The organism is Paenibacillus konkukensis (assembly GCF_023523925.1).
In the GTDB taxonomy this organism is placed as follows: Bacteria; Bacillota; Bacilli; order Paenibacillales; family NBRC-103111; genus Paenibacillus_S; species Paenibacillus_S doosanensis.
The window spans coordinates 2,597,620-2,619,167 of the sequence record NZ_CP027059.1; the positions used below are offsets into that span (position 1 = coordinate 2,597,620).

Annotated in this window: 16 protein-coding genes; 4 read left to right on the forward strand and 12 right to left on the reverse strand. The window is 54.9% G+C overall.

Features of this window, described 5'->3' with window-relative positions:
- Positions 1-20 precede the first annotated feature (20 nt).
- The 3 genes from SK3146_RS11090 to SK3146_RS11100 all read right to left on the reverse strand — a co-directional run bounded on the left by SK3146_RS11090 (position 21) and on the right by SK3146_RS11100 (position 5,868).
- Positions 21-1,694, reverse strand: coding sequence for an ABC transporter substrate-binding protein (locus SK3146_RS11090; protein WP_249865131.1), 1,674 nt, complete (start codon positions 1,692-1,694; stop codon positions 21-23).
- Positions 1,695-1,900: 206 nt separating this feature from the next.
- Complete coding sequence (locus SK3146_RS11095) at positions 1,901-4,276, reverse strand: helix-turn-helix domain-containing protein (RefSeq protein WP_249865132.1); 2,376 nt, start codon at positions 4,274-4,276, stop codon at positions 1,901-1,903.
- Positions 4,277-4,674: 398 nt separating this feature from the next.
- Positions 4,675-5,868, reverse strand: coding sequence for a sulfite reductase subunit alpha (locus SK3146_RS11100; RefSeq protein WP_349655202.1), 1,194 nt, complete (start codon positions 5,866-5,868; stop codon positions 4,675-4,677).
- 299 nt (positions 5,869-6,167) lie between these two features.
- On the opposite strand from SK3146_RS11100, the gene SK3146_RS11105 reads away from it, so the two are divergent.
- Both SK3146_RS11105 and SK3146_RS11110 read left to right on the forward strand, forming a co-directional pair.
- Complete coding sequence (locus SK3146_RS11105) at positions 6,168-6,749, forward strand: TetR/AcrR family transcriptional regulator (RefSeq protein ID WP_249865134.1); 582 nt, start codon at positions 6,168-6,170, stop codon at positions 6,747-6,749.
- A 25-nt stretch (positions 6,750-6,774) separates the two neighbouring features.
- On the forward strand, positions 6,775-7,974 hold the full coding sequence (locus SK3146_RS11110) for an MFS transporter (protein WP_249865135.1): 1,200 nt from the start codon (positions 6,775-6,777) through the stop codon (positions 7,972-7,974).
- A gap of 271 nt (positions 7,975-8,245) precedes the next feature.
- Here the strand turns inward: SK3146_RS11110 and tnpA are convergent, their stop codons facing one another.
- The 8 genes from tnpA to SK3146_RS11150 form a co-directional block, all read right to left on the reverse strand.
- Positions 8,246-8,716 (reverse strand): IS200/IS605 family transposase, encoded by a 471-nt coding sequence (tnpA, locus tag SK3146_RS11115; RefSeq protein WP_249860177.1) that lies wholly within the window; start codon positions 8,714-8,716, stop codon positions 8,246-8,248.
- Positions 8,717-8,912: 196 nt separating this feature from the next.
- The gene (locus SK3146_RS11120) at positions 8,913-9,908 is read right to left on the reverse strand and encodes a glycoside hydrolase family 130 protein (RefSeq protein ID WP_249865136.1); all 996 of its coding nucleotides are present in this window, start codon (positions 9,906-9,908) and stop codon (positions 8,913-8,915) included.
- A 52-nt stretch (positions 9,909-9,960) separates the two neighbouring features.
- Positions 9,961-11,508, reverse strand: coding sequence for an extracellular solute-binding protein (locus tag SK3146_RS11125; RefSeq protein WP_249865137.1), 1,548 nt, complete (start codon positions 11,506-11,508; stop codon positions 9,961-9,963).
- Between the two features lie 66 nt (positions 11,509-11,574).
- Positions 11,575-12,447, reverse strand: coding sequence for a carbohydrate ABC transporter permease (locus SK3146_RS11130; protein ID WP_249865138.1), 873 nt, complete (start codon positions 12,445-12,447; stop codon positions 11,575-11,577).
- A gap of 14 nt (positions 12,448-12,461) precedes the next feature.
- Positions 12,462-13,418, reverse strand: coding sequence for an ABC transporter permease (locus SK3146_RS11135; protein ID WP_375295546.1), 957 nt, complete (start codon positions 13,416-13,418; stop codon positions 12,462-12,464).
- A gap of 192 nt (positions 13,419-13,610) precedes the next feature.
- Positions 13,611-15,458 (reverse strand): sensor histidine kinase, encoded by a 1,848-nt coding sequence (locus tag SK3146_RS11140; protein WP_249865139.1) that lies wholly within the window; start codon positions 15,456-15,458, stop codon positions 13,611-13,613.
- 15 nt (positions 15,459-15,473) lie between these two features.
- Positions 15,474-17,090 carry a response regulator gene (locus SK3146_RS11145; RefSeq protein WP_249865140.1) on the reverse strand — a complete coding sequence of 539 codons (1,617 nt, stop codon included), beginning with the start codon at positions 17,088-17,090 and terminating at the stop codon, positions 15,474-15,476.
- Positions 17,091-17,182: 92 nt separating this feature from the next.
- Complete coding sequence (locus SK3146_RS11150; RefSeq protein WP_249865141.1) at positions 17,183-18,226, reverse strand: LacI family DNA-binding transcriptional regulator; 1,044 nt, start codon at positions 18,224-18,226, stop codon at positions 17,183-17,185.
- A 154-nt stretch (positions 18,227-18,380) separates the two neighbouring features.
- On the opposite strand from SK3146_RS11150, the gene SK3146_RS11155 reads away from it, so the two are divergent.
- Together SK3146_RS11155 and SK3146_RS11160 are read left to right on the forward strand one after the other, a co-directional pair.
- Positions 18,381-19,784: an FAD-dependent oxidoreductase gene (locus SK3146_RS11155; RefSeq protein WP_249865142.1), complete on the forward strand. Its 1,404-nt coding sequence runs from the start codon at positions 18,381-18,383 to the stop codon at positions 19,782-19,784.
- 14 nt (positions 19,785-19,798) lie between these two features.
- On the forward strand, positions 19,799-20,428 hold the full coding sequence (locus tag SK3146_RS11160; RefSeq protein ID WP_249865143.1) for an SGNH/GDSL hydrolase family protein: 630 nt from the start codon (positions 19,799-19,801) through the stop codon (positions 20,426-20,428).
- 179 nt (positions 20,429-20,607) lie between these two features.
- On the opposite strand, the gene SK3146_RS11165 is transcribed toward SK3146_RS11160, so the two are convergent.
- Complete coding sequence (locus SK3146_RS11165; protein ID WP_249865144.1) at positions 20,608-21,480, reverse strand: DUF1861 family protein; 873 nt, start codon at positions 21,478-21,480, stop codon at positions 20,608-20,610.
- Positions 21,481-21,548 lie beyond the last annotated feature (68 nt).

The following is a 21,548-nucleotide window of genomic DNA, read 5'->3' on the forward strand; positions in this document are numbered from 1 at the left end:
CAGCTTTAAGCCCGATTAGGCTACTTTTTCTTGATCTGCTTAAGCGACAGGGCGGAGGTAACGGGAAGGTTCTCGTCGTAATTGGTGAACTGGTCCACCCGGTACGGGATATGTCCGCCTACGTTGTACATAACCGCGATCGGCGCCTTATCCGCAATTCGCTGCTGAACTTGCTGGTACAGCTCCTTGCGTTTGGCCGAATCGGCCGAGGATGCCTCATCCAGCCACTTATCCACATCCGCGTCGCGGAAACGCATGTAGTTGAGCCCCGGCGTATTCGACCCGATAGGCGCGGTCATTTTGCTGTGGAAAAATTCCAGCTGCGCCTGCGGATCGGGAGGCGTCGTAATGCCGTTCTGCAGCAGCTCGTAGTCGCCGGCCATCAAAAGCTTGGTCAGCTCCGGCCAGGTCACCAGCTTGGTCGTCGTCTCGATGCCGACCTCTTTCAGCCAGGCGGTAATCATCGCGCCTTCCTTGTTCTGCGCGGGCGCGTTCGCCGCCATATGGTAGGTAAAGGACAGCGGCTTGCCGTCTTTTTCATAAATGCCCTTGGCGTTCTTCTTGTAGCCGGCCGCTTCCAGCCCTTTGACCGCCTCGTTCAAATTGTAATTGTAAGCGGCGCTGTCGATCAGCTTCTTGTCGGTCATATCGCCGAATACGGACGATAAGAAGCCGGGATTGGCCGGGAATACGCCGTTGGACTCGCCCTTCTCAATCAGCGACTTGCGATCTAGCGCCAGTTGAATCGCTTTACGCACCGCGGGATCGGATAAGAGCGGCTTTTCATTGTTCATGATCACGGAGTACGTGCTCAAACCGGGATAAATTTGCAGCTTGTTCACCGGATTTTCCAGCAGCTTCGGCACGCTCGGCATCGCCACCGTTCCCGTAGTCCCTTGGACGTCGCCTTTTTCCAGAGCCAGCGTCAGCGTCGAGGAATTGTTAAACCGGTTTACATACAGCTGATCGATGGACGGCGCCCCCAGGAAATAGTCGGCATTGCGGTCGAGCACGATGGCGCTTTCATTGATGCTTTTAAATTTGAAAGGTCCCGTACCGACCGGCGTTTTATTCAGAAATTCCGCCGCGTTCTCTTTCTCGAACAGATGCTTCGGCACCATATAGACGGTAGATAAATAAAACGGCAGCGACGGGAATTGATTATTCATCGTAAACACAACCGTATCCGTGCCCTGGGCTGTCACGTCCTTCAGCCGGTTATCTCCCCACAGCTGGTAACGGTCGAGCACCTTATTGTTCTTGAGCGTCTGGAACGAGTACAGCACGTCGTCGACGGTGAACGGCTGGCCGTCATGCCATTTCGCCTTCAGATTCAATTTGACCGTATACGTCTTGTTGTCATTCGACCATTTGCCTTCGCCGTCGGCCAAGCGCGGCATCAGCGCACCCTTAACCGGATTGAAATAATAGAGCGAATCGAACACGTAATCGAAGAACGGCGTCCAGTTCCCGGTGGCCAGAAACGGATTAAAGTTAGTAACCTGTTCGGGATTGACCGTTTCTCCCAAATGATAGATCCCTCCGGACGTTGGCGCAGCGGTCTCGGCTTTCGGCTGCCCCTGGCCGGCTGGCGCAGGATCGCTGCACGCCGTCAGCATCCCCAGCAGCATGGCCGACGCCAGCAGGACGCGCGAGGCTTTGTTTCCGGCGATTTTCCCGGCATTGTACTTCATAAGATGTGTCCCCCTTACAATAGGATGGTTTCGCATGGCATTGCTTTTCTGCACTTTGTCTGTGCTAGGTGTTCGGTTACAGGACCATCATAGAAAACCCGTTTTCCATCGTAAAGAGACCATTGTTGAACTAAGGGACTTCTGCTGAAATTTTCGCTTCGAGGCGCGATGGTCCTTTGATGACATTGTTCACCGCGCGCCGTTAATCAGTAAATCTGATCGCCCGCCAGCTTGCTCGGGGCATGGATATCCCGGTACTCGCCGGGCGTAACCCCTTCGTATTTTTTAAATATCCGGTTGAAGCTCCGCTGATTCGCGTAGCCCACCAACGCGCCGATTTCCTTAATCGCCAGCTTGCTGTGCTGCAGCAGCTCCTTCGCTTTGGCCAGGCGCAGCATGAGCACATAATCGGTAAACGTCATGCTGATCTCCTGCCGGAACAGCCGGCTCACATACGAAGGGTCCAGCTTGAGCTGATCGGCGATGCCGCCGAGCGAGATGTCTTTATCGAAATTAAGCTGAATATAGTCCAATATTTGTCTGGCTACCGAAGGCGGCTCCTCCGCCCGGTTCGAGTACAGCTGCCGGTGGATCGCTCCGACATAATCCCGAACGAACCGCACCGCCTGCTCTACCGTTTCGAGCCATTGCATCTGCTCTTGGAGCCCGGATAGCTCCATATCCGGCCGAGACGGCTCGAGCCCAAGCTCGGAAGCGCGCTGGAATACGTCCACGACGAGTTGAAACAGAGAGTGCCGCAGCAGCGGGAACGACAAGCCATCGGCTTGCAAAGCAAGCTCGTAGAGACGCTCCAGCGCCTCTTCCAGCCGGTCCGGCTGCTCCGAACGCAAATGCAGCAGGAGCTCCCGCTTCGCCTCTCCCAGCTTGCGGAAAAATTGATGGTCGGCCGGCCCCCTCGCCTGCTGCATCCAGATCGGCGCGACCAGCCCGCCGCCCTTGAATGCCCGATGCTCCAGCGCCTCCACAGCCTCCTGATAGGAGATGCCGATATCCGCCGCCGACTCCTTCAGATCACCGACGCCGACGCTGATCGACAGCTTCAAATAGCTGTCGATGGAGCTTACTATGCTCGCCGCTACGGCCTCGGCCCGTTCCCGGAAGTCCTCCCTCTCCATCGCCGCTTCCAGGTTGCAGATCAGAATCATATCTCTGCTCTCGGTATGCAGCGGGTAACTGCGAAACGCGCCTCCGGCCAGCTCGCTGCCTGCCTTGGCAATAAAATAGCGGATGGAGCTCTGATCCAGACTGCTGTACTTTTTTACATAGGAGGCGTAATTATCGATGCGCAGCACGCAGACGAAAAACCCGTGGCGCGTCACCGGCAGACGATAATAGGCGAACTTGGCCAGCCGTTCCTCCGCATCCAGCGGCTGCTCCTGGATCAGCTGCTGCAGAAAACTCTGCTGCAATACCGGCCAGTTGTCCCGGAGCTGGACCTCCAGCTCGCTTCCTTTTTCTTTTAAGGAATGGAAGGCGTCAAACAGCATGGTCACTTCGCTCTTCTCCCCATCCGGCGGACGGTCTCTTCTCTCTTCCTTCTTGGTGTTCACCAATTGAACGAGCGAATAGATCGGACTGTAAATTTTCAAGGAAATGAAAAAGGCGAATACTCCCGCGATCCCGATACTGAACACCATCAGAATGAGCATGAACGATTGGATCGCTTTGCCGCTTTTATACAAGGAAACCGTCGGGATCAGGTTGACGTACTTCCAGCCGCTATAAGGCGAGGTGAGCGCCGTAAACGAATAATCGGCGTTGCGAAAATGGGAAGTGAACGCCGTCGTCCGGTCCGTCAAATGTTCGCCGACGACGGCGAATTCCTTATCGCTCACGACCGCCCCCGTCGTTATGTTGTAAGCGAGCGAAGCGTCCGGGCTGACCATCCAGATTTCTTCCCCCGGCCGAATCAGATGAATCGACGGGCTCTGAAACAATGCCTGCTGGTTCAGATTAACGATGACAGCCCCGTTGATCGGAGTGCCTACCCAGGGGGTTGTCCGGATTAAGGTGACCTGCGTTTCGTTAAGCTGGGACGCTCTGGTCTTGGAATAAGGGCGCACGAACCAGCGGCCCTCCGTCCGGTGCATCGACGCGTACAGCGGAAACCACTCCGGATCGTCGCTGTCCGCTACTTTCGTCAAGCCGGTAAGAGCCGATTGCATTAGCCCGCTGCGCGCATAATATACGGAGATGGACTCGATATAAGGCGAGGAAATATACGATTCCAGCATCATATCATGGATCGTATCCGTATCCGGCTTCGCCGGCCCTTCCAGCCCGGCTTCCAAAGCTCTGGAGAAGGCCATATTCTGGGCAAGCCGGATCGTAATTTGATCCACCTCGTTCAGCAGAACGTCCATCAGACGCCTGGTCTGCTCCAGCACCTGCATACTGGAGCGCGTCACTTCGTCCCGGACGACGTTCTGGCTGTACCGTTCGCCGAGAAAGCCGACGACCGCCGCAGTCATCGCCACCAGCACAATTTGAATAAACAAGATGCGGAAGAACAGACTGCGAAACTTAAAATTGGAAAAGGCCGATTGAATCAAGCTGATCATGGGAATCCCCCCGTAAAAGGATCTGATGTTTTATATCATATAAATCCGATAGGATTAATATATCATAGATCGGATGCCGGAAATACGATAATTGTTGCGGGGGTAATGAGATCAACCTCCATCAAGTGAGAGAACGCATAAGGACGAATATTATCGCCTACGTTTATATTATCATTTTGAGTGCGCTTTCAAAACAGTTTTATAGGCAGCCGCCTTGGATTGCGCCCGCCCGGGTCGGCCCGGGCCGCTAGCAGCACCCTCAAGCTATACGCCGGTGTTGGATTAGCATTTATTTCCCAAGCAATAAGAAAGCCGGCGGTATACGACAAAAAAAGAGCAGCCTTATGACCGCAAATTGCGGTATAAGATTGCTCTTCTTGTATAAAGTCTTCCTTCGATTAATATACGTCGCGTTGGTAGCGGCCCTGTTCCTGCATGTCTTTCAAATAAGCCTCCGCCGCATCGCGCGTCATTGCGCCTTCTTGTTCAATCACGCTGAGCAGCGCCTCGTGAACGTCCTTCGCCATATACTGCTTATCGCCGCAAACGTAGAAGTAAGCCCCGTTTTGCAGCCATGCAAACAATTCTTTGCCGTTTTCCAGCATTTTATGCTGAACGTATACTTTCTGCTCCGAATCCCGAGAGAACGCAGCATCGATTTTGGTCAGCACTCCGTCTTTTTGATAGCCTTCCAGCTCGTTTTGGTACAGGAAGTCCGTAGCCGCATGCTGGTCGCCGAAGAACAGCCACGCTCTGCCTGCCGCCTTGCTCACCGCGCGTTCCTCGATAAAGGAACGGAACGGAGCAATCCCCGTTCCCGGGCCGACCATAATGATATCTTTGTCCTTGGATTCCGGCAGGTTAAAGTGCTTGTTGGTTTGGATAAAGACCGGAAGCAAATCGCCTTCGTGAAGACGCTCCGCGCACAATACGGAACAAACCCCTTTGCGCTCCCGTCCGTGAGTCGTATAACGCACGGCGCCGATCGTCAGATGCACCTCATCGGGATGAGCGGCAAAGCTGCTTGCAATGGAGTACAGCCGCGGCGGCATTTTTCTCAAAATGGCCACCATATCTTGGGCGGAAGCCTTCCACGGACCGAAATCTCTCAGCAAATCAAGCAAATCGCGGCCTTCTACATATTCCTTTATATTGTCGCCCGATACAAGCTGCTGCAATTGTTCGTTGTCGGTCATGGCCGCCGCTTGCTGAGCCAATTTTTTCGTGAGCAAAGTAATTTCAAAATGCTTTGCCAAAGCTTCCTTCAGCGGAAGCGTATCTCCTTGCTTGGAAACGGGAACAGGCAATTCAGGGTCCCATTTCATTTCTTCCAAAATGGCGGCTACCAGCTCCGGATCGTTTTCCGGAACAATGCCCAGGCAATCGCCCGGCACGAAAGAAAGGCCGGAGCCTTGCAGCGATAGCTCAAGATGTCTCGTTTCTTTATTGGAGCCCGCTCCATTCAAATTCACGTTTTTGAGAACTTTCGCATGAAACGGGTTTGTTCTCGAAAAAGTTGTCGGCGTTGCTGTTGATTGCATACATTTCACCTCAAAAGTTGTTTGTATGTAGAATACCACAGGAAGCGGCATTTCGATATATTTTTGGCATAGAATTTTTTTATGACAATTCTGTCACAAAGGGGACAACTTTGGCGCCGTGCCGATAGGCCGTATACGGTGAGGATCTGCCCCGGCAAGATCCTATCGGAGACAACGGACGAGAATGGTCCCGTTCCTGTCGAGAGACAGCGGACAAGTTGGCGATAATGCGCGGTTGTCGAACAGCGTCGCGGCTTTTTGAACATAACAATTATTTTCTAGGCTTTGCATAGAAGCCGTTTATTTGATACAATGACTGACGAACGTTCGTCAGGTAGGAGGCGGTTATATTGAAAAGCAACGAGATTAAGGCGGCGGCTCTCAAATATTTTACCCTTCACGGCTATGAAGGCGCGTCTCTTTCGCAAATCGCCGACGAGGTCGGTATGAAAAAACAATCGATCTACGCTCATTTCAAAGGAAAGGACGATCTCTTTCTGCAAGTGCTGCACGATGCGAAGGAGACGGAGCTGGCCTTAAAGCTGCAATATTTCAGCGGCACCGGCTCGCTTCAGCCCGAGACGGATTTATACGGATTCCTGCGGCTGGTCATCGATCTGTTCCGTGAAAACGAGCAGTTAAAGTTTTGGCTGCGCATGTCTTTCTTTCCGCCGGCTCATCTGGTCAGAGCGATTGAACAAGAAGTCGTTGATCTGGAGGAGAAGGTGCAGGCAACGCTGGAACGCAAGTTTCAAGAATGGATCGATGCCGGCGCAATGGCGGAATTCTCGGCACAAATATCGACCCTTGCCTTCTTGGGCATCGTCGACTCTATTATGCTGGAGCTTGTATACGTCAACGACGAGAAGCGGCTGACGGATAAGGTCAATGCCTCTTGGGCAGTATTTTGGAGGGGAATTTCACAGCGCTGATTTTTATCACAGTGAGGTCATTTATATGAAAAAATCTATTAAAGATCAAAAGACGGTATTACTCATTCTATTAAGCAATCTGTTCATTGCCTTTCTCGGTATTGGTCTGGTCATCCCCGTCATGCCGTCCTTTATGAATATTATGCATTTGTCGGGACAAACTATGGGTTATCTTGTCGCCGTATTCGCTGCGGCGCAGCTTGTGATGTCGCCGTTCGCCGGGCGCTGGGTCGACCGGTACGGCAGAAAGAAAATCATCATCGCAGGCTTATTTCTGTTCGGCGTATCGGAGCTTATCTTCGGTTCGGGCACAAATGTATGGGTGCTGTATACGGCAAGGGTCTTGGGCGGAATTAGCGCAGCCTTTATTATGCCCGCCGTCACCGCCTATATCGCCGATGTGACCACATTAGAGGAGCGGCCGAAAGCGATGGGGTACATGTCCGCCGCCATCAGCACCGGTTTCATTATCGGACCCGGCGTCGGCGGATTTATTGCCGCATACGGCATACGCATGCCCTTCTATTTTGCGGCGGCGATTGCTTGCATAGCCTGCATATCGTCAATATTTATTCTCAAGGAACCGCTAACGAAGGAGCAATTCGCGGAAATTTCCGCCAATACGAAGCATACCAGCTTTTTCGGCGATGTAAGAAGATCGCTAAACCCTCTGTATTTCATTGCCTTTGCGATCGTATTCGTGCTCGCTTTCGGTTTATCTGCCTATGAAACAATTTTCAGCCTATTTTCCGATCATAAATTCGGCTATACGCCCAAGGACATCGCAGCCATCATTACCATAAGCTCGATCTTCGGCGTTGTCGTACAGCTGTTTATGTTCGGCGGGATGGTAGATAAGCTCGGCGAAAAGAAGCTGATTCAAATCTGCTTAATCACAGGCGCAATCTTGGCGGTAGCATCGACCCTGATCTCCGGCTTCTGGCTCGTGCTGACGGTGACCTGCTTCATCTTTCTCGCCTTCGACTTGCTGCGTCCGGCATTGACGACCTTTTTATCGAGATCGGCCGGAAAAGAACAAGGCTTCGTCGCCGGAATGAACTCCACGTACACGAGCTTGGGCAATATCGTCGGCCCGGCGGCGGGCGGCATCTTATTCGATGTCAACATCAACTATCCTTACCTTTTCGCTGCGGTCATTATGGTTATCGGTCTGGGCATTACGGTAATGTGGAAAGAACGGCTACAAGAAGAGATTCCAGAATAGGAATCTTGCAGTACCCATTCGCATCGACTCTCCAATCCATGCTGATCGCTGTATTTTAACTATAAAAGGTATTGTAACACAGCTCCTGGAAATGGGGCAGACTGCACTTCGGATCAACTGCGTTTCATTCGGCGGAAGAGTCATAACCACCGGCTTAGCCGGTGGCTTCCATCAGCCCTATAAGGGCATGGTACTAGCACGCGCCTAAGAAGGCGCACTGAAAGTCTGCCAACCGCGAGCGGTCCCGGGCTTGCCCCTCAAAGGGGCTCTTTTATTTGCCCTTTCCTACCGACTCACCCGTAAACGGGTCGAACAATTCTTTCATCGTGATTTGTTCGTAGTTCTTATCCTCTGTTAGTTGATTTCGAATGTATTCGGCTATCGCTTTCCTGTTTCGCCCTACCGTATCCACAAAATAGCCTCTGCACCAAAATTGCCGATTTCCGTATCGATACTTCAGGTTCGCAAATTTATCGAAGATCATCAGCGAACTTTTTCCCTTTAAGTACCCCATAAACTCCGATACACTCAGTTTCGGTGGAATACTCACCAACATATGGATGTGATCCGGGCACGCTTCCGCTTCGTGAATCTCCACCCCTTTGCGCTCACACAACTCCCGGATGATCTTTCCGATCTCTCTTTTTAATTTCCCATAGATGACTTGCCGTCTATATTTCGGTGCAAATACAATATGGTATTTGCAGTTCCAGCGGGTATGTGCTAGACTGCTCTTATCCATTCCCTTGTCCTCCTTGATTTGATGTTGCGGTTGGCAGACCGGCTATCATCTTATCATAAAGGTCAAGGGATTTTTACTCATAGCTATAAGCTTTCCTGAACCCCCAGTCGAACTGGGGGTTTTCTTAGACAACAAAGCCCGGGGGAACCCTTATCGGGCTCCCCCGGGCTGCTCTATGACAGATGAGGCCGGTCGGTTACTTACCGTTCAAGCACAAATTCACAAGATCGTCCACATGAGCCGTAGCCAGGCATTCCACCGTATCGGCGCCGCCGTAGTAGATTTTCACCTCGCCGTCGTCCTCGAGAATCATGCCCCCGGGGAAAATGACGTCATTGCGGAAGCCTTCCCGCTCATAGACCGTTTCCGGGGCCAGCAGCGGCTCGCTGCTCATACCGACGATTTGGTACGGATCGTTCAGATCCAACAGCATGATGCCGGCACAGTAGCGCTTCTTCCAGAACGGCTCCCAGCCGTTCTTGCCGCGGGACGGGTCGATGTCCACCGAGTGAAACGTCGTCAGCCAGCCCTTGGACGTCTTGACCGGCGGCGCGCCCGGGCCAATCTTGTCATTGGCGAACGGCACCTTCTCCAGACCGAGCAGCAGCTCCGTGCTGCCCCAATATTTCAAATCCGGCGAGTCGGAGATCCAGATGTCGAAGCTGTCCTTGCCGGCCTTGCCGTACACCGGGAACGGACGCTCCAGACGCACGTATTTACCGCCGATCTTCTCCGGGAACAGCACCATGTTGCGGTTATCCGGCGCCGACATGCTCAGCACCTCGAAGCTGACAAAGTCGTCCGTCACCGCCACCCCGCCGCGCACGCCGTGCTTCGTATCCACCGCGAAGCAGAGATAGCAGCGGCCGTCGATAACCGTCAGGCGCGGGTCGTACGTGCGGATGATCTCCTCGCTCTCGATGCCGAAGCAAGGCTTGTGCTGCACATCCCAATGAATGCCGTCGTTGCTGAACGCCAGCCCGATGTTGGTCGTGCTGCTCGGCAGCAGCGTCTGCTCTTGCGCATTGCCGTAATCGTTGCGGAACAGCATGACGTAGCGCCCTTCATATTTGGTTACACCTGCGTTGAACACAAGCGCCGGATTGTAGGGAACGTCCGCCGCCGTCAGGATCGGATTGCTTGGATGACGGGTAATGATCGGGCTGGATTGAAGAGAGCCGATAATAGACATGAAGTGACGCCTCCATAATAAATTGTATGAAAAACCAGCTGACTGCGGACGATTATTTCTTCGCCTTGGCGTACCAGTCGTTAACTTCCTTGTAGCTGGCATCGCCGCCGGCCGCCTTGTACTTGGTCAAGAAGGCGTCGAGATTGCCGATCTGCTCCGCTCCGAAGATGAGCTTGGTCGTGTAGTCGCCCGCCATCGTGTTCAGCGATTGGAAGGTCTTGGAAAACTCCGGCATATAAGGCGCATAGCCTAACAAGTCGGCGACCTTGGTCGTCTCCGGCTGCACCCGGTTCATAAAGTTCCAAGCGTCGAACAGTCGCATATCCTTGCGCACGCGGGCTTGCCAGTAGATCGGATAGTTTTTGTCGTCCGTACCGGTCAAGAAGTTGTTCGCCTGGTTTCGCTCATCGGTAAAAATCGGGTTAATCGGCGTATAATTGCCGTCCTTGAGCGTATAATGCTTATTCTCCTCCCCGATCGCCATCGTCTTGAAGGTGTCCTTCTCCAGCTTGGCGTTCAGCCACTTGACCGTATCCTCCGGATGCTTCGAAGCTTTCGGAATGAACGTAATACGATCGAAGCCCTTGGTCGCGGACAAGCCGACTTGCCCGTTCTTTCCGGTCAGCGCCGGGATAAACCCGCCCGTGGCCGCAGGAACGTTCTTCGTCAGGGCATCCATAATCGCCGGTACGTCAGACCAGTTCATCATAATCATGCCTGCCCGGCCGCTGGTGAATTTTTCTTTCGCGGTAGCGTCCTTGTTAGCGGCATACTCCTTATCCAGAAGCCCTTGCTTGAACAAGTCGGTGACGAAGGCGACATAGTCCTTGTAAGCCGGGTCCATGACACGCGGCGTCAGCTTGCCGTTCACGTCGTTCCAGAAATTCGGCATGCCGAAAGCGCCTACAATATTGGCGATGAAAGGGGCTTCGCCGCTGACCGTCAGCGGAATGTTTTTATCCCCGTTGCCGCCGGGGTCCTTCTCTTTAAAAGCTTTCAGCACAGCCGTCAGCTCATCCAGTGTCGTCGGCGCTTTCATCCCGACCTTGTCCAGCCAGTCCTGGCGAATGAACAAGCTGGTGTTGACGGTGAAGAGACTTTTGGTCGGAATGGCATACAGCTTGCCGTCCACCTTGGCCGCTTCCAGCGCTTCCGGATCGACCGCAGCTTTAATGTTGGGACCGTATTTATCCAGCAGCGGACCGAGATCGACAAGCGCGCCCTTCTTGGCATAGTCGGAATAAAGCGCTTTGAAATCGGTGGTGCCCGCCGTTGTTACCACATCGTAAGGCTCGCCGGATGCGATCAGTATGTTCAGCTTATCCTGCGGCTTATCCTGCGGAAGCATATCGTACTGCACCTTGTAGCCGGTCGCCTGCTCCAAAAATTTGGCTACCGGGTAGGTGTTGTAATCGTCCTTCTGCCAAATTTGCAGAGCTTTCAATTCCGGCTTGGGGCCGGCGGTTGCAGCCGGAGCTGCCGGCGCTTTGGAGTCGGTGTCGCCTCCTGTGCCCGCGTTATTGCCGCAAGCGGCCAGCGCTGCGACCGACAAGCAGGCGGTGAGTGATAGAAATGCCAGTTTTCTGTATTTCTGTTGCATACGTAAACCTCCCCTAATAATGTTAGCATATCATTAAGCCCTTAAGGTTTGGGCATTAACGCAAACTTAGCCTTTCACGGAGCCGATGAGCACGCCTTTGACAAAATGCTTTTGCAAGTACGGATACACCAGCAGCATCGGAACGATGGAAGCGATGACGGTGGCCGCCCGGATGCCTTCCGGGGAGGCGTTCATCAGCTCGTCCGCCGTCTTGCCCATCGAGGAGCTGTCCGCATCGAGCACGATGTCGCGAAGGTATAGCTGCAGCGGCTTCAAGCTCGGGCTCGTGATGTAGAGCATCGGGTTGAAATAGTCGTTCCAGAAGTACACGGCATAGAACAGCGCGATCGTTGCCAGCACGGGACCGCTAAGAGGCAGCACGATCCGGAACAAAATCGTCAGGTTGCGGGCACCGTCCATTTTGGCCGATTCCTCGAGCGCTTCGGGTAAAGATTCGTAGTAGCTTTTGATCACAAGCATATTGAACACACTGATCAGTGACGGGAGAATGATGGACCACAGGCTGTTCAGCAGATGAAGCTGCTTGATGAGCAAGTAGTTTGGAATAATCCCGCCGTTGAACATCATGGTGAAGATGAACAAGATCAGGATTAGGGAGATGCCGGGCAGATGTCTCTTCGACAAAGGATACGCCGTAATTGCTGTAAGCAGGATCGAGAGCAGCGTCCCAACGATCGTGACGAACAGCGAGACGGAAATCGAATGCAGAAATTGGGCTGAGGATACGACATACTTCATCGTCTCCAGCTGAAATCCGACAGGGATTAGCCCGACCTGGCCGGAGATGACAGCAGATTCCTCGCTCAGCGCCTTGGACAGCACGTTAACGAGCGGGAGCAGCGTGATGAGTCCGCAGACCAGCAGCATGATATAAATCAAAGCGTCCAGAGACCGCTCGCCTAAAGTTTTTTTGCGCATAGTTCGTTCCACCCCTACCATATGCTTCGCTTGATGAGCTTCTTGCTGAGTTCATTGCCTAAGATGATTAAGATGAAGCCGACGACGGAATTGAACAGCCCGACCGCCGTGCTGAAGCTGTAATCCTGCTGACCAAGACCTTGCCGGTATACGAAAGTGCCGATAACGTCGCCCGACTCATAGACGACCGAGTTGTACATCGTTAAAATTTGCTCGGTACCGGCTTCCAGCAAATGACCGAGGCGCAGCACCAGCACGAGAACGATCGTCGGCAGGATGCCCGGCAGCGTGATATAGAGCATTTGCCGGATGCGTCCCGCTCCGTCGATGGAGGCCGCTTCATACTGCTCCTGCTCGATGCCGGCGATCGCGGCGATGAAGATGATGGCGTTCCAGCCCGATTCCTTCCAGCCGGCGGTGAAGACGAGAACACTACGGAACACGTCGTTGTCTAGGAAGAACGAGATCGGCGTGCCGCCGAAATATTGAATGACGTTGTTGACCATGCCGCCGCTCGGGGACAAAATCGTCATGAACAGCCCGGAAATGATGACCCAGGATAAGAAATGCGGGAGGAAAATGACCGTCTGCACCGTCCGCTTGAACCATACCTTCCGCACCTCGTTCAGGAACAGCGCGATCAGGATCGGGATCGGGAAGAGCAGGACGATTTTGTACAGGCTGATGATCAATGTGTTTATAAAGACGTGGTAGAAGTCCTCCGAATGGAACAGCTTATTGAACTGGTCGAGCCCCACCCACTTGCTGCCGGACACGCCGTCGAAAATGTTGAAATCCATGAACGCAATGACAATGCCGTACATCGGGGTATATTTGAACAATAGCAAAAACAGCAGCCCCGGGAGCAGGATCAGGTAGAGATCCAAGTTGGAGCGGAACAGCCTCCATCGATCGCTCATGACTGCGGCACGCACTTTTCTGCGCTTCAAGCTTGCATCGGTCACGCTCATCGCCGACTCACCTCCAAGTTGTTATGTGTTTATTATAGGGAGGATGCCAGGATGACTGTAGATGGTGATATTTTTGTTTCTGGTAGTTTCTTATGGTCTTGGGCGGGAGATGGGTTCATTGATTCTCTCCGCATAAAAAAATGAGGCCCTTCCACGAGGAAGGGACCTCATTATATAGTGTACATCTCCAGGTTAAAGGGCCGGGCCTTGTTTCTCTCGCTGCACTCCCTTGAACCTGACGGTCACCGTCGTCCCTGCGCCCGGCTCCGATTGAACCGTCAGACCGTACTCCTCGCCGGCGAACAGCTTGATCCGCTCGTTCACATTGTACAACCCGTAGGAGCTGCCCGTACCGTCCGCCTTCATATCAGGCCGCGGCTCCATGAGCAAACGGTTCGCCAGCTCCGGCGCCATGCCGATGCCGTCATCATGGACCGAGAGCACCAGATCCTCCCCTTCTACTCTTGCGCGGATGATGATTTCTCCGGACTCCCGCTCCGACTCCCGAATCCCGTGCAGCAGTGCGTTTTCCACGATCGGCTGCAAGGTCAGCTTCGGCATCACATACAGCTCCAGCAAGCCTTCCACCTGTATATGGAACACGAAGCTCCGCGGAAACCGGCTCTGCTGGAGCTCCAGGTACACCTTCGCCAGCTCCAGCTCATCGGTGACGCTCACGACATCCTGGCCTTTATTCAAGCTCAAGCGAAAATAACGGGCCAGCCCGTCGATCATTTGGCTGATCTCGGGAGCCTTATGCCCGATGGCGATCCAGTTGATCGTATCCAGCATATTGTAGAAGAAATGCGGGTTGATTTGCGCCTGCAGCGCCCGCAGCTGCGCTTCCCGCTCCTGCACTCTCGACCGGAACGTCTCCTCCATCAAGTCATGAACCTTGCGGATGAGATGGTCGACGCTTTTTTCCAGCAGATTGAGATCCCCGCCCCCGTCAGCCGCCCCGGTCCTCTCGTCCAGCCGTTCGATGCCTTCCCGCCTGATCATTCTAATGACGGTCTGCATCCGGTTGTTCAACCCCCGAACGACAAAAGCCATCAGGATAAAAACCAACAGCAGGAACAAGAGCGTCGCTCCCAGCAAAGTGACAATGCCGGATACTTGGTTCAGTGCAACGGCGCGCGAGCTGATCTCCGCCTTCGGCACCTCGACCACCAGCTTCCAGCCGGTGGAACGGACGGTGGTGAAGACGACATAGCTTTGGTTCTTATCCTTCACGATGGGGGTTACGCCCTCCCCTTGGCCTGCCATGGCTTGCAGCACGTCGTCGGACTTCAGCTTCGTTCCAAGCAGCGACCGGTCCTTGTCCAGCACAATGGTGCCGTCGGGAGCAAGCATATACACATGCTGCTGATTGTTCAGCTGGATCGTCGACAAAATGTCCTCCAGCGTCTTGACCGTCACATCGATGACGAGTACGCCCGAGAACGCATCGTACCGGTCGGGATCGCGCAAAACCCGCGCATTCGATACCACGTAGATATCGCCCTTATCGATATACGTTTCCTCATACGCTCCCGTCCATATCATTCGGCCGCCTGCGTTCGCCACCTCCGGGTACCATGAACGGTTCAGCAAGCTATCCCACGGGAAGAAGTTCACCCGCTCGTTGGAAAAGTATTTGGAGCTATCGACGAACAGCCGGACGCGCAGCACCGTAGGATTCGCCTGGGCGTTATCGATCAGGTAGCTCAGCTCCTTCATCGCATCCAGCTGAGCGGCATAGGACGACGATTCCCGCAGGTACGTATGCAGCTTCGGATTCATCAGAATGGCATTGGACGTGTCGCGTATGGAATCGAACCGGCTGTTCAGATTGATTTCCGCCTGCTTCAGCGTCTGCAGCATCGTCTGCGTCACTTCTTCGTCCAGAATTTGCGAGGATTTCTGGGTATACCAGTACAGCAGTACGGAAGCCGGCAGCAGAATCAGCACCACATAGGCGATCAGCCAACGTCTGGCCGCCACCACGCTTTTGATGAGCATCAGCACATATCTCCAGCTTCGCGTCAGGAACCGCCTCATCTGCTTCCACCGCCTTTACATCACATCATCCCGATACGAGCTCGGGGTGAAGCCGGTATATTTCTTGAACAGCTTGCTGAAATAACTCGGGTCCGAATACCCGACGGCATAACAGACCTCATAGAACTTATTGGCCGGGTCCCGCAGCAGCGCCTTCGCCTGCTCGACGCGAACCTTGGTTAAGTACTCGTTGATCGTCTCGCCGGTCTCTTGCTTGAACAGCAGACACAAGTACGTCGCGGATAAAAAAACTTCCTTCGCCATATCCCCGACCTGCAGGTTCTCGGCGTACCGCTGATCGATCAACGCCCGGACGCGCTCGATCACATTCTTCGACTTGCCGCTGCGCTTCTCGCGAATCCGTCCGCACACCTCGAGCAAATGCTGCTCGACGAGCCGCCTGAGATCGTCCAGCGTCTCCTGCTGGAACACTTGAACCATCAGCTGGCTCTCCTTCTCCTCCGCATCCTTCCGTGACACGCCGAGCTCCAGCTGGGCCCGGCCTGCCAGAAGCAGCAGCTGCAGGCTGATGTTGCGCCCGTATTGGAAGCCCTCCCCGCGCCTGCGGGCTAACGCGTCGTAGATTTCCTGAAGACCGGCCAGCAGCTTGTCCTCGTCCGCCGCTTTCAGCGAGGAGATCATCCGCTCGTCCTGAGCCGGATCGAACCGGTAGGCGCCGTCATCGCTCTGCTCCAGATTGTCCATGGAGATGATCTGATTTTTCCCGAGATGCCACCGCTGATCGGCGGCTTCTCTGGCTTGAGCGTAGGAACGCGGCAAAGAAGCCAGGCTCGCAATCCGCTCTCCGACGCCGATGGTCACGCTGATTTTCAAATACTGATAGAGCGCGCCCCGCACATCCTCCGCCAGTTGAAAGAGCAGCGACTCCTGGTCCTCCCCCTCGTTCATGCGAAGGATGCCTACGAATTCGACCATCCGGTTCTCGAAGACGTAGCCCCCGATCTCCCGGTCGATCAGCTCCTGTACGATATTGAGCACGGAGTAGGACAGCAGCTGCTTGTCCCGCTCGGAGCGCGACTCCACGACGTCCGCCGAATTATCGAGACGGATGACGATGACCCAGTAAGGAGCCTCGAACGGCAGATGCAGCCCCAGAAAATCGACCCGATCCTTAATGCGAAGAGGCGAAGCGGCTCCGTCGCGAATGAGCGACATCAGGAACTTTTCACGAAGCAGCGGCATGCCTTGGGTCAGCTTCACCTGCATATCCGCAAGGAGCCTGCGCTCCCGCTCCTCCGCCCGCAGCGCGTCGACGACGCGCTCCATCACCTCCGTCAGCTCATCGACATTGACGGGCTTAAATATATAATCGACCGCCTTCACCTGAAGCGCCGATTTCAAAAAATCCGCATCATTATGCCCGCTGATGAAGACGATCTTCAGCTGCGGGTAACGCTCGCTAAGTATATTCGACAGCTGGATGCCGTCCATCTTGGGCATGCAGACGTCGGTCAGCACCAAGTCCGGCTTAATCCGCTCAATGACCTGCAGCGCCGCCAGCCCGTTCTCCGCCTCGTCCACCACTTCGATCCCGCAGGCGCTCCAATCGAAATAATGTTTCAATCCATACCGAACTGTCGGCTCATCGTCAACGATGACCAGTTTGAACATTGATGTCAGCCCCCCACCTTAGCAGTATCTTTATTATCTCTTAAAAAAGAGGCTATGGGCATAGGTGATTCTTATGATTTCTGGTTGAATCCTTAGTTGTATGGAGCGGACGATGTGCTGCCGAGATGCAGATCGCAATGAATCCGGATATGCTCGAACGGCAGCGCCGGGTTCGCGATGCGCCACAGCATCCGGTCGGCGGCGCGGTAGCCGGTCTCGTGAATCGGCAGCAGCGGCCGAGTGAACGGAGGCAACTGCGAGTCATCGGGCTGCTCGTTCAGGAAGCCGATTAGGGAGATCCGCTCCGGCACGCGCCAACCCAGCCGCCTGCAGGCGTCATAGACAATCGGCACCTCGTCGTTAATCCCGCAGATGATCGCGGTAGGCGCGTGGCGAACCATCTGCTCCATCAGCTGCTCCCGCCACTTTGGGCCGGTTCTCTCGCCGGTAGAATGCAAGGCCGGGTCCACCCCGACTCCAAAACGGTCCATCGCATAGCAGAAAGCCTGCCAGCGCAAAATGAAGCCCCGCTGCTTATGAATGTCGCCTACGTACATAATGCGCCGGTGCCCGAGGCTGTGCAAATACGCAACGGACTGATAAGCCGCGTCGTAGACGTCCCAGATGACACTGTCTATTTTTACCCCTGGAGGCGGGAAATTAAGCAATATCTTCGGCACCTGAAGCTGAAACAGGTTCGATTCCCACGCTTCCGAGTCGATGCTCGGCGCGATGAAAATCCCGTCCGCGTACGTCATGCCGCTTGCCTCGATCCACTTGGCGATCTGCCGCTCCCTCAGCTCCCTGGGCAGCATCAGCAGCTCAATTTGATACCCGAAGGAGAAAAACCGGTCCTGCAGCCCCTGCAGCAGCAGGCGGTTATATGCAACCGATTCCTGGGTTTGCGCCAGCACGAAGCGCCGCCGATCGTTTGGATAAGGGGTAATATGGTCGAGCCGGAGGCTGCGGATCTGATCGAGCGTACAATAGCCGAGCTTCTCGGCGGTTTGGAAGATGCTCTGCCGGGTCGCCTCGGACATGCCGGGCTTGCCCTTGAACGCCTTCGATACGGTCTGGACGGTTAATCCGAGCTCCTTGGCGATCGTGTCCAGCGTCACTTTCTTGCGGATAGGCATCGGGTCTGCACCTCCATTCTATGTTTGTCTATCGTAGCATGATATCGTTTTTAATTAAACTAAAATTAAACTAGTTCCCGCCTCCGCGGTATCTATAATGTTAAGAAAAGAGCCATTTTGCAGTACATTCTTGAATTATGGGAGGAGCATATCCATGTCAAATACGGTTAAGAAAACGGTTACGGTTCCGTCGCAAAATCTCGAAGTGAGCTACATCCCCGATGTTGTCGTTATCGGAGGCGGCGCCTCCGGCGTTGCTGCGGCGATTGCCGCTGCCCGCAATGGTGCGAGCACCCTGCTGATCGAGCAGCGCGGTTATCTCGGCGGCATGGGGACGGCGGCGCTGGTGCCGGCCTTCTGCCCCTATACCGACGGCCAGAAGCCGGTCATTCGCGGCATCGGTCTGGATTTGCTGGAGAAGATGAAGATCGAGGCCGGGGAAGATTTTATGAGCCGGTACAAAGACCTGCTCGACTGGGTGCCGATCGATGTGGAGACGCTAAAGCGGGTGTATGACCGGGAGGTGCTGGCAAGCGGAGCCAAAATCTTATTCCACACGGTGGCGGACCAAGTGCTGCTGGAGGGAGACCGGATTAGCGGGCTGGTTATCAGCAACAAGTCGGGACGGTCGGTGGTGCAGGCGAAGCTGTACATCGACGCATCCGGCGATGCGGATTTGGCGGCGCTGGCCGGCGTGCCGTTCCAGGTCGGAGGCGATCAGGGCGAGCTTCAGCCGGGCACGATGTGCTATGTGGTGACCGGGGCGGACCGGGCGCGGTTCAAGCAGTTTCTGGAGGAGACCGGTGAACGCGGGCAGCTGGAGAGGACCGTTACGGAGGCGCAAAAGAACGGCGATTTGCCGGATGGCCGCAAGCGGATTTCCGGTATGGCGTGGATTACCGACTCTATCGTCGGGTTCAACTTCGGCCATATTTTCGGCATTGACGGGACGAAGGCGGAGGATCTCACCCGTGCCGCCATCGAAGGCCGCCAGCTGATCGATACGCAGATCCGCTTCCTGCGCAAATATGTGCCCGGTTTCGAGCATATTCATCTCGTGCACTCCGGCGATCAGGTCGGCATCCGCGAGACGCGCCGGATTCAAGGGGACTACACGCTTGTCGTGGAGGATTTCCTGTCGATGCGGACGTTCGAGGACGATATCGCCCGCAATTCGTACTTCATCGACATTCATCTGGCGAACGCCAGCAGCACGATGACGATCAAGCATTTGCCGAAGGGCGAGTCGCACGGCGTTCCTTACCGCTGCATGCTGCCGCAGGGCAAATCGAATCTGATCGTCGCCGGACGATCCGTCTCGTCCGACCGTCCGGTGCAGGGCTCGCTGCGCGTCATGCCGAACTGCTTCGCTATGGGCGAGGCCGCCGGCATTGCCGCAGCGATGGCCGGCTCCGCGGGCGTCGGCTTCCGCGAGGTGTCCATTCCCGAGCTGCAGCGCAGGCTGATCGAGCAAGGCGCCTACCTCGGCGAGCGCCCGGGTCAGGCGAATGCCGGCGTGACGGTCGATGCGGTTACTTTTGAGACGGAATGCAAATAAGGATGGAGCGATAGATGGCGATGGAGATGACATTGCAGAGCAAGTGGCTGGGCGCCACGTGGGGGACGCTGGGCGACAGCATTACAGCGGCGGGCGGCTACCAGCCGCTCGTCCAGTCGGCGCTTGGGTTCTCGGAAGTGTTCAACTACGCGGTGAGCGGGTGTCCGATGACCGCCGGAGGAGACCGCGATTACGGCGCGACGACGCATGTCGGACAATCGATCGCGGCGGATCTCGACTGCGTGACGATCTTGGCGGGCGTGAACGATTTCCGGCTCGATAAGCCGCTGGGCGAGCTTGGCAAGGCAGATGTGTATACGTTCTATGGGGCTTATACAACGCTGATCGAGCATATATTGAAGAAAAATCCGCGCTGCCGGTTGAGCTTGTGGACGCCGCTGCAGCGGGATAAGGACGGGTACGATATTTTTTATGTGAATGCGGCGGGGCACCGGCTTGTCGATTACGCGGATGCGGTGGCGGCGATTGGGCGGCAATATGCGCTGCCCGTGCTGAACTTGTATGAGCTAAGCGGGCTGAACCGGTTGACGCTGCCGCACTTTACCTCGGACGGACTGCATCCGAACGAGGCGGGGCACCGGCGAATCGCCGATTTGGCGATTCCGTTTTTGGCAGGCTTGTAAGCCGCTTCATAGCGAATTTCCCTTTCAAAAAGTCGTTCGGAAATATCCTGGAGTCACCGTCACGGCCGATCCGCGACGGTGACTCCAAGATGCCGTCTTGCACAAGCAGGAAGAAACATCGTCCTCCCCGCTGCCGTTGTGCAAACTGCGGGATTCGCGAGCTCCCCTATCTTCCTCCCCTAAACAAGACACCCATGTCCTGCGAACGGATAGTCGATCGCAATGCGCCCCGCCTGACAATCGCCAATGCCGCTGTAAAGATCGGCCTTGCCGTCCGGACGCATCACGATGCCCGAAGTAAACACGCAGTCGACCAAATGCGGCGCCTTGGCAGGTCCCGGCGGGTAGCAGGAACGGCTTCCGATCACCTGAAGGTCGGACGACTCTCGGGTCGCTGGATCGAAGACGAAGGCCATGTTCAGATACACCTTCACTTCCCCGCCGTTCTCATTCTGATCCAGGTAACAAATGTGGCCGATGACGCCGATTTTGCCGCTGTCGAGCAGATATGCCTGATTCACGCCTCCCCATTCTCCTTCCCCGAAGATGCCGTAAATGTACGGCGCGTTCTCGATGACGTCCGCAGTCAGCTCCTCCAGTCTGTCAACGACCGTGAAGCCGATCATGGATTCGCTCCCGAATTTGGCTTTCGTCTCCGCACCGCGCGGTCGCGAGAAGACGCCGATCCTGCCATCCGATAGCGGAACAAGGCGAATATCCTTCATTTTGTTAGGTCCGGTCGTGAAGTAGTACAAATTGTGAAGGTCGGTGCCCCGGAAGAAGTAGCCGAAAAACGTGCTGTATTTTCCGCGCTGATACTGCACATGCGTCCCGCCCATGACAAGCTCATCGCCGATTTCACTGATGTAAGGGTCTTCCAGCGTATAGATCATACTGTCCTTCACCAAGGTCCATTCATCCTGTCCCGTCTCTTCGAACAGGCGGACCCAAGAGCGGGCCCATTCCTCGCGGCGTTCTACCCGCCCGAACAAATAGCGCTTCCCGTCCCGTACGAACGGAATCGAAATATTGTAGACATCAAAACCGTCCACGCCATGAAATATCAGGGTCGCACTTTCATAAATCTTTTTTGCCGCTTCAAATTCCATTCTTTGCGCCT

Bases quoted from the DNA above. Each gene is read 5' to 3' on its own strand.
- SK3146_RS11130 (WP_249865138.1), bottom strand. From the start codon at position 12,447: ATGCGCAAAAAAACTTTAGGCGAGCGGTCTCTGGACGCTTTGATTTAT.
- SK3146_RS11155 (WP_249865142.1), top strand. From the start codon at position 18,381: ATGTCAAATACGGTTAAGAAAACGGTTACGGTTCCGTCGCAAAATCTC.
- SK3146_RS11125 (WP_249865137.1), bottom strand. From the start codon at position 11,508: ATGCAACAGAAATACAGAAAACTGGCATTTCTATCACTCACCGCCTGC.
- SK3146_RS11095 (WP_249865132.1), bottom strand. From the start codon at position 4,276: ATGATCAGCTTGATTCAATCGGCCTTTTCCAATTTTAAGTTTCGCAGT.
- tnpA (WP_249860177.1), bottom strand. From the start codon at position 8,716: ATGGATAAGAGCAGTCTAGCACATACCCGCTGGAACTGCAAATACCAT.
- SK3146_RS11145 (WP_249865140.1), bottom strand. From the start codon at position 17,090: ATGTTCAAACTGGTCATCGTTGACGATGAGCCGACAGTTCGGTATGGA.
- SK3146_RS11110 (WP_249865135.1), top strand. From the start codon at position 6,775: ATGAAAAAATCTATTAAAGATCAAAAGACGGTATTACTCATTCTATTA.
- SK3146_RS11100 (WP_349655202.1), bottom strand. From the start codon at position 5,868: ATGCCGCTTCCTGTGGTATTCTACATACAAACAACTTTTGAGGTGAAA.
- SK3146_RS11090 (WP_249865131.1), bottom strand. From the start codon at position 1,694: ATGAAGTACAATGCCGGGAAAATCGCCGGAAACAAAGCCTCGCGCGTC.
- SK3146_RS11135 (WP_375295546.1), bottom strand. From the start codon at position 13,418: ATGAGCGTGACCGATGCAAGCTTGAAGCGCAGAAAAGTGCGTGCCGCA.
- SK3146_RS11140 (WP_249865139.1), bottom strand. From the start codon at position 15,458: ATGAGGCGGTTCCTGACGCGAAGCTGGAGATATGTGCTGATGCTCATC.
- SK3146_RS11160 (WP_249865143.1), top strand. From the start codon at position 19,799: ATGGCGATGGAGATGACATTGCAGAGCAAGTGGCTGGGCGCCACGTGG.
- SK3146_RS11150 (WP_249865141.1), bottom strand. From the start codon at position 18,226: ATGCCTATCCGCAAGAAAGTGACGCTGGACACGATCGCCAAGGAGCTC.
- SK3146_RS11120 (WP_249865136.1), bottom strand. From the start codon at position 9,908: ATGTCTATTATCGGCTCTCTTCAATCCAGCCCGATCATTACCCGTCAT.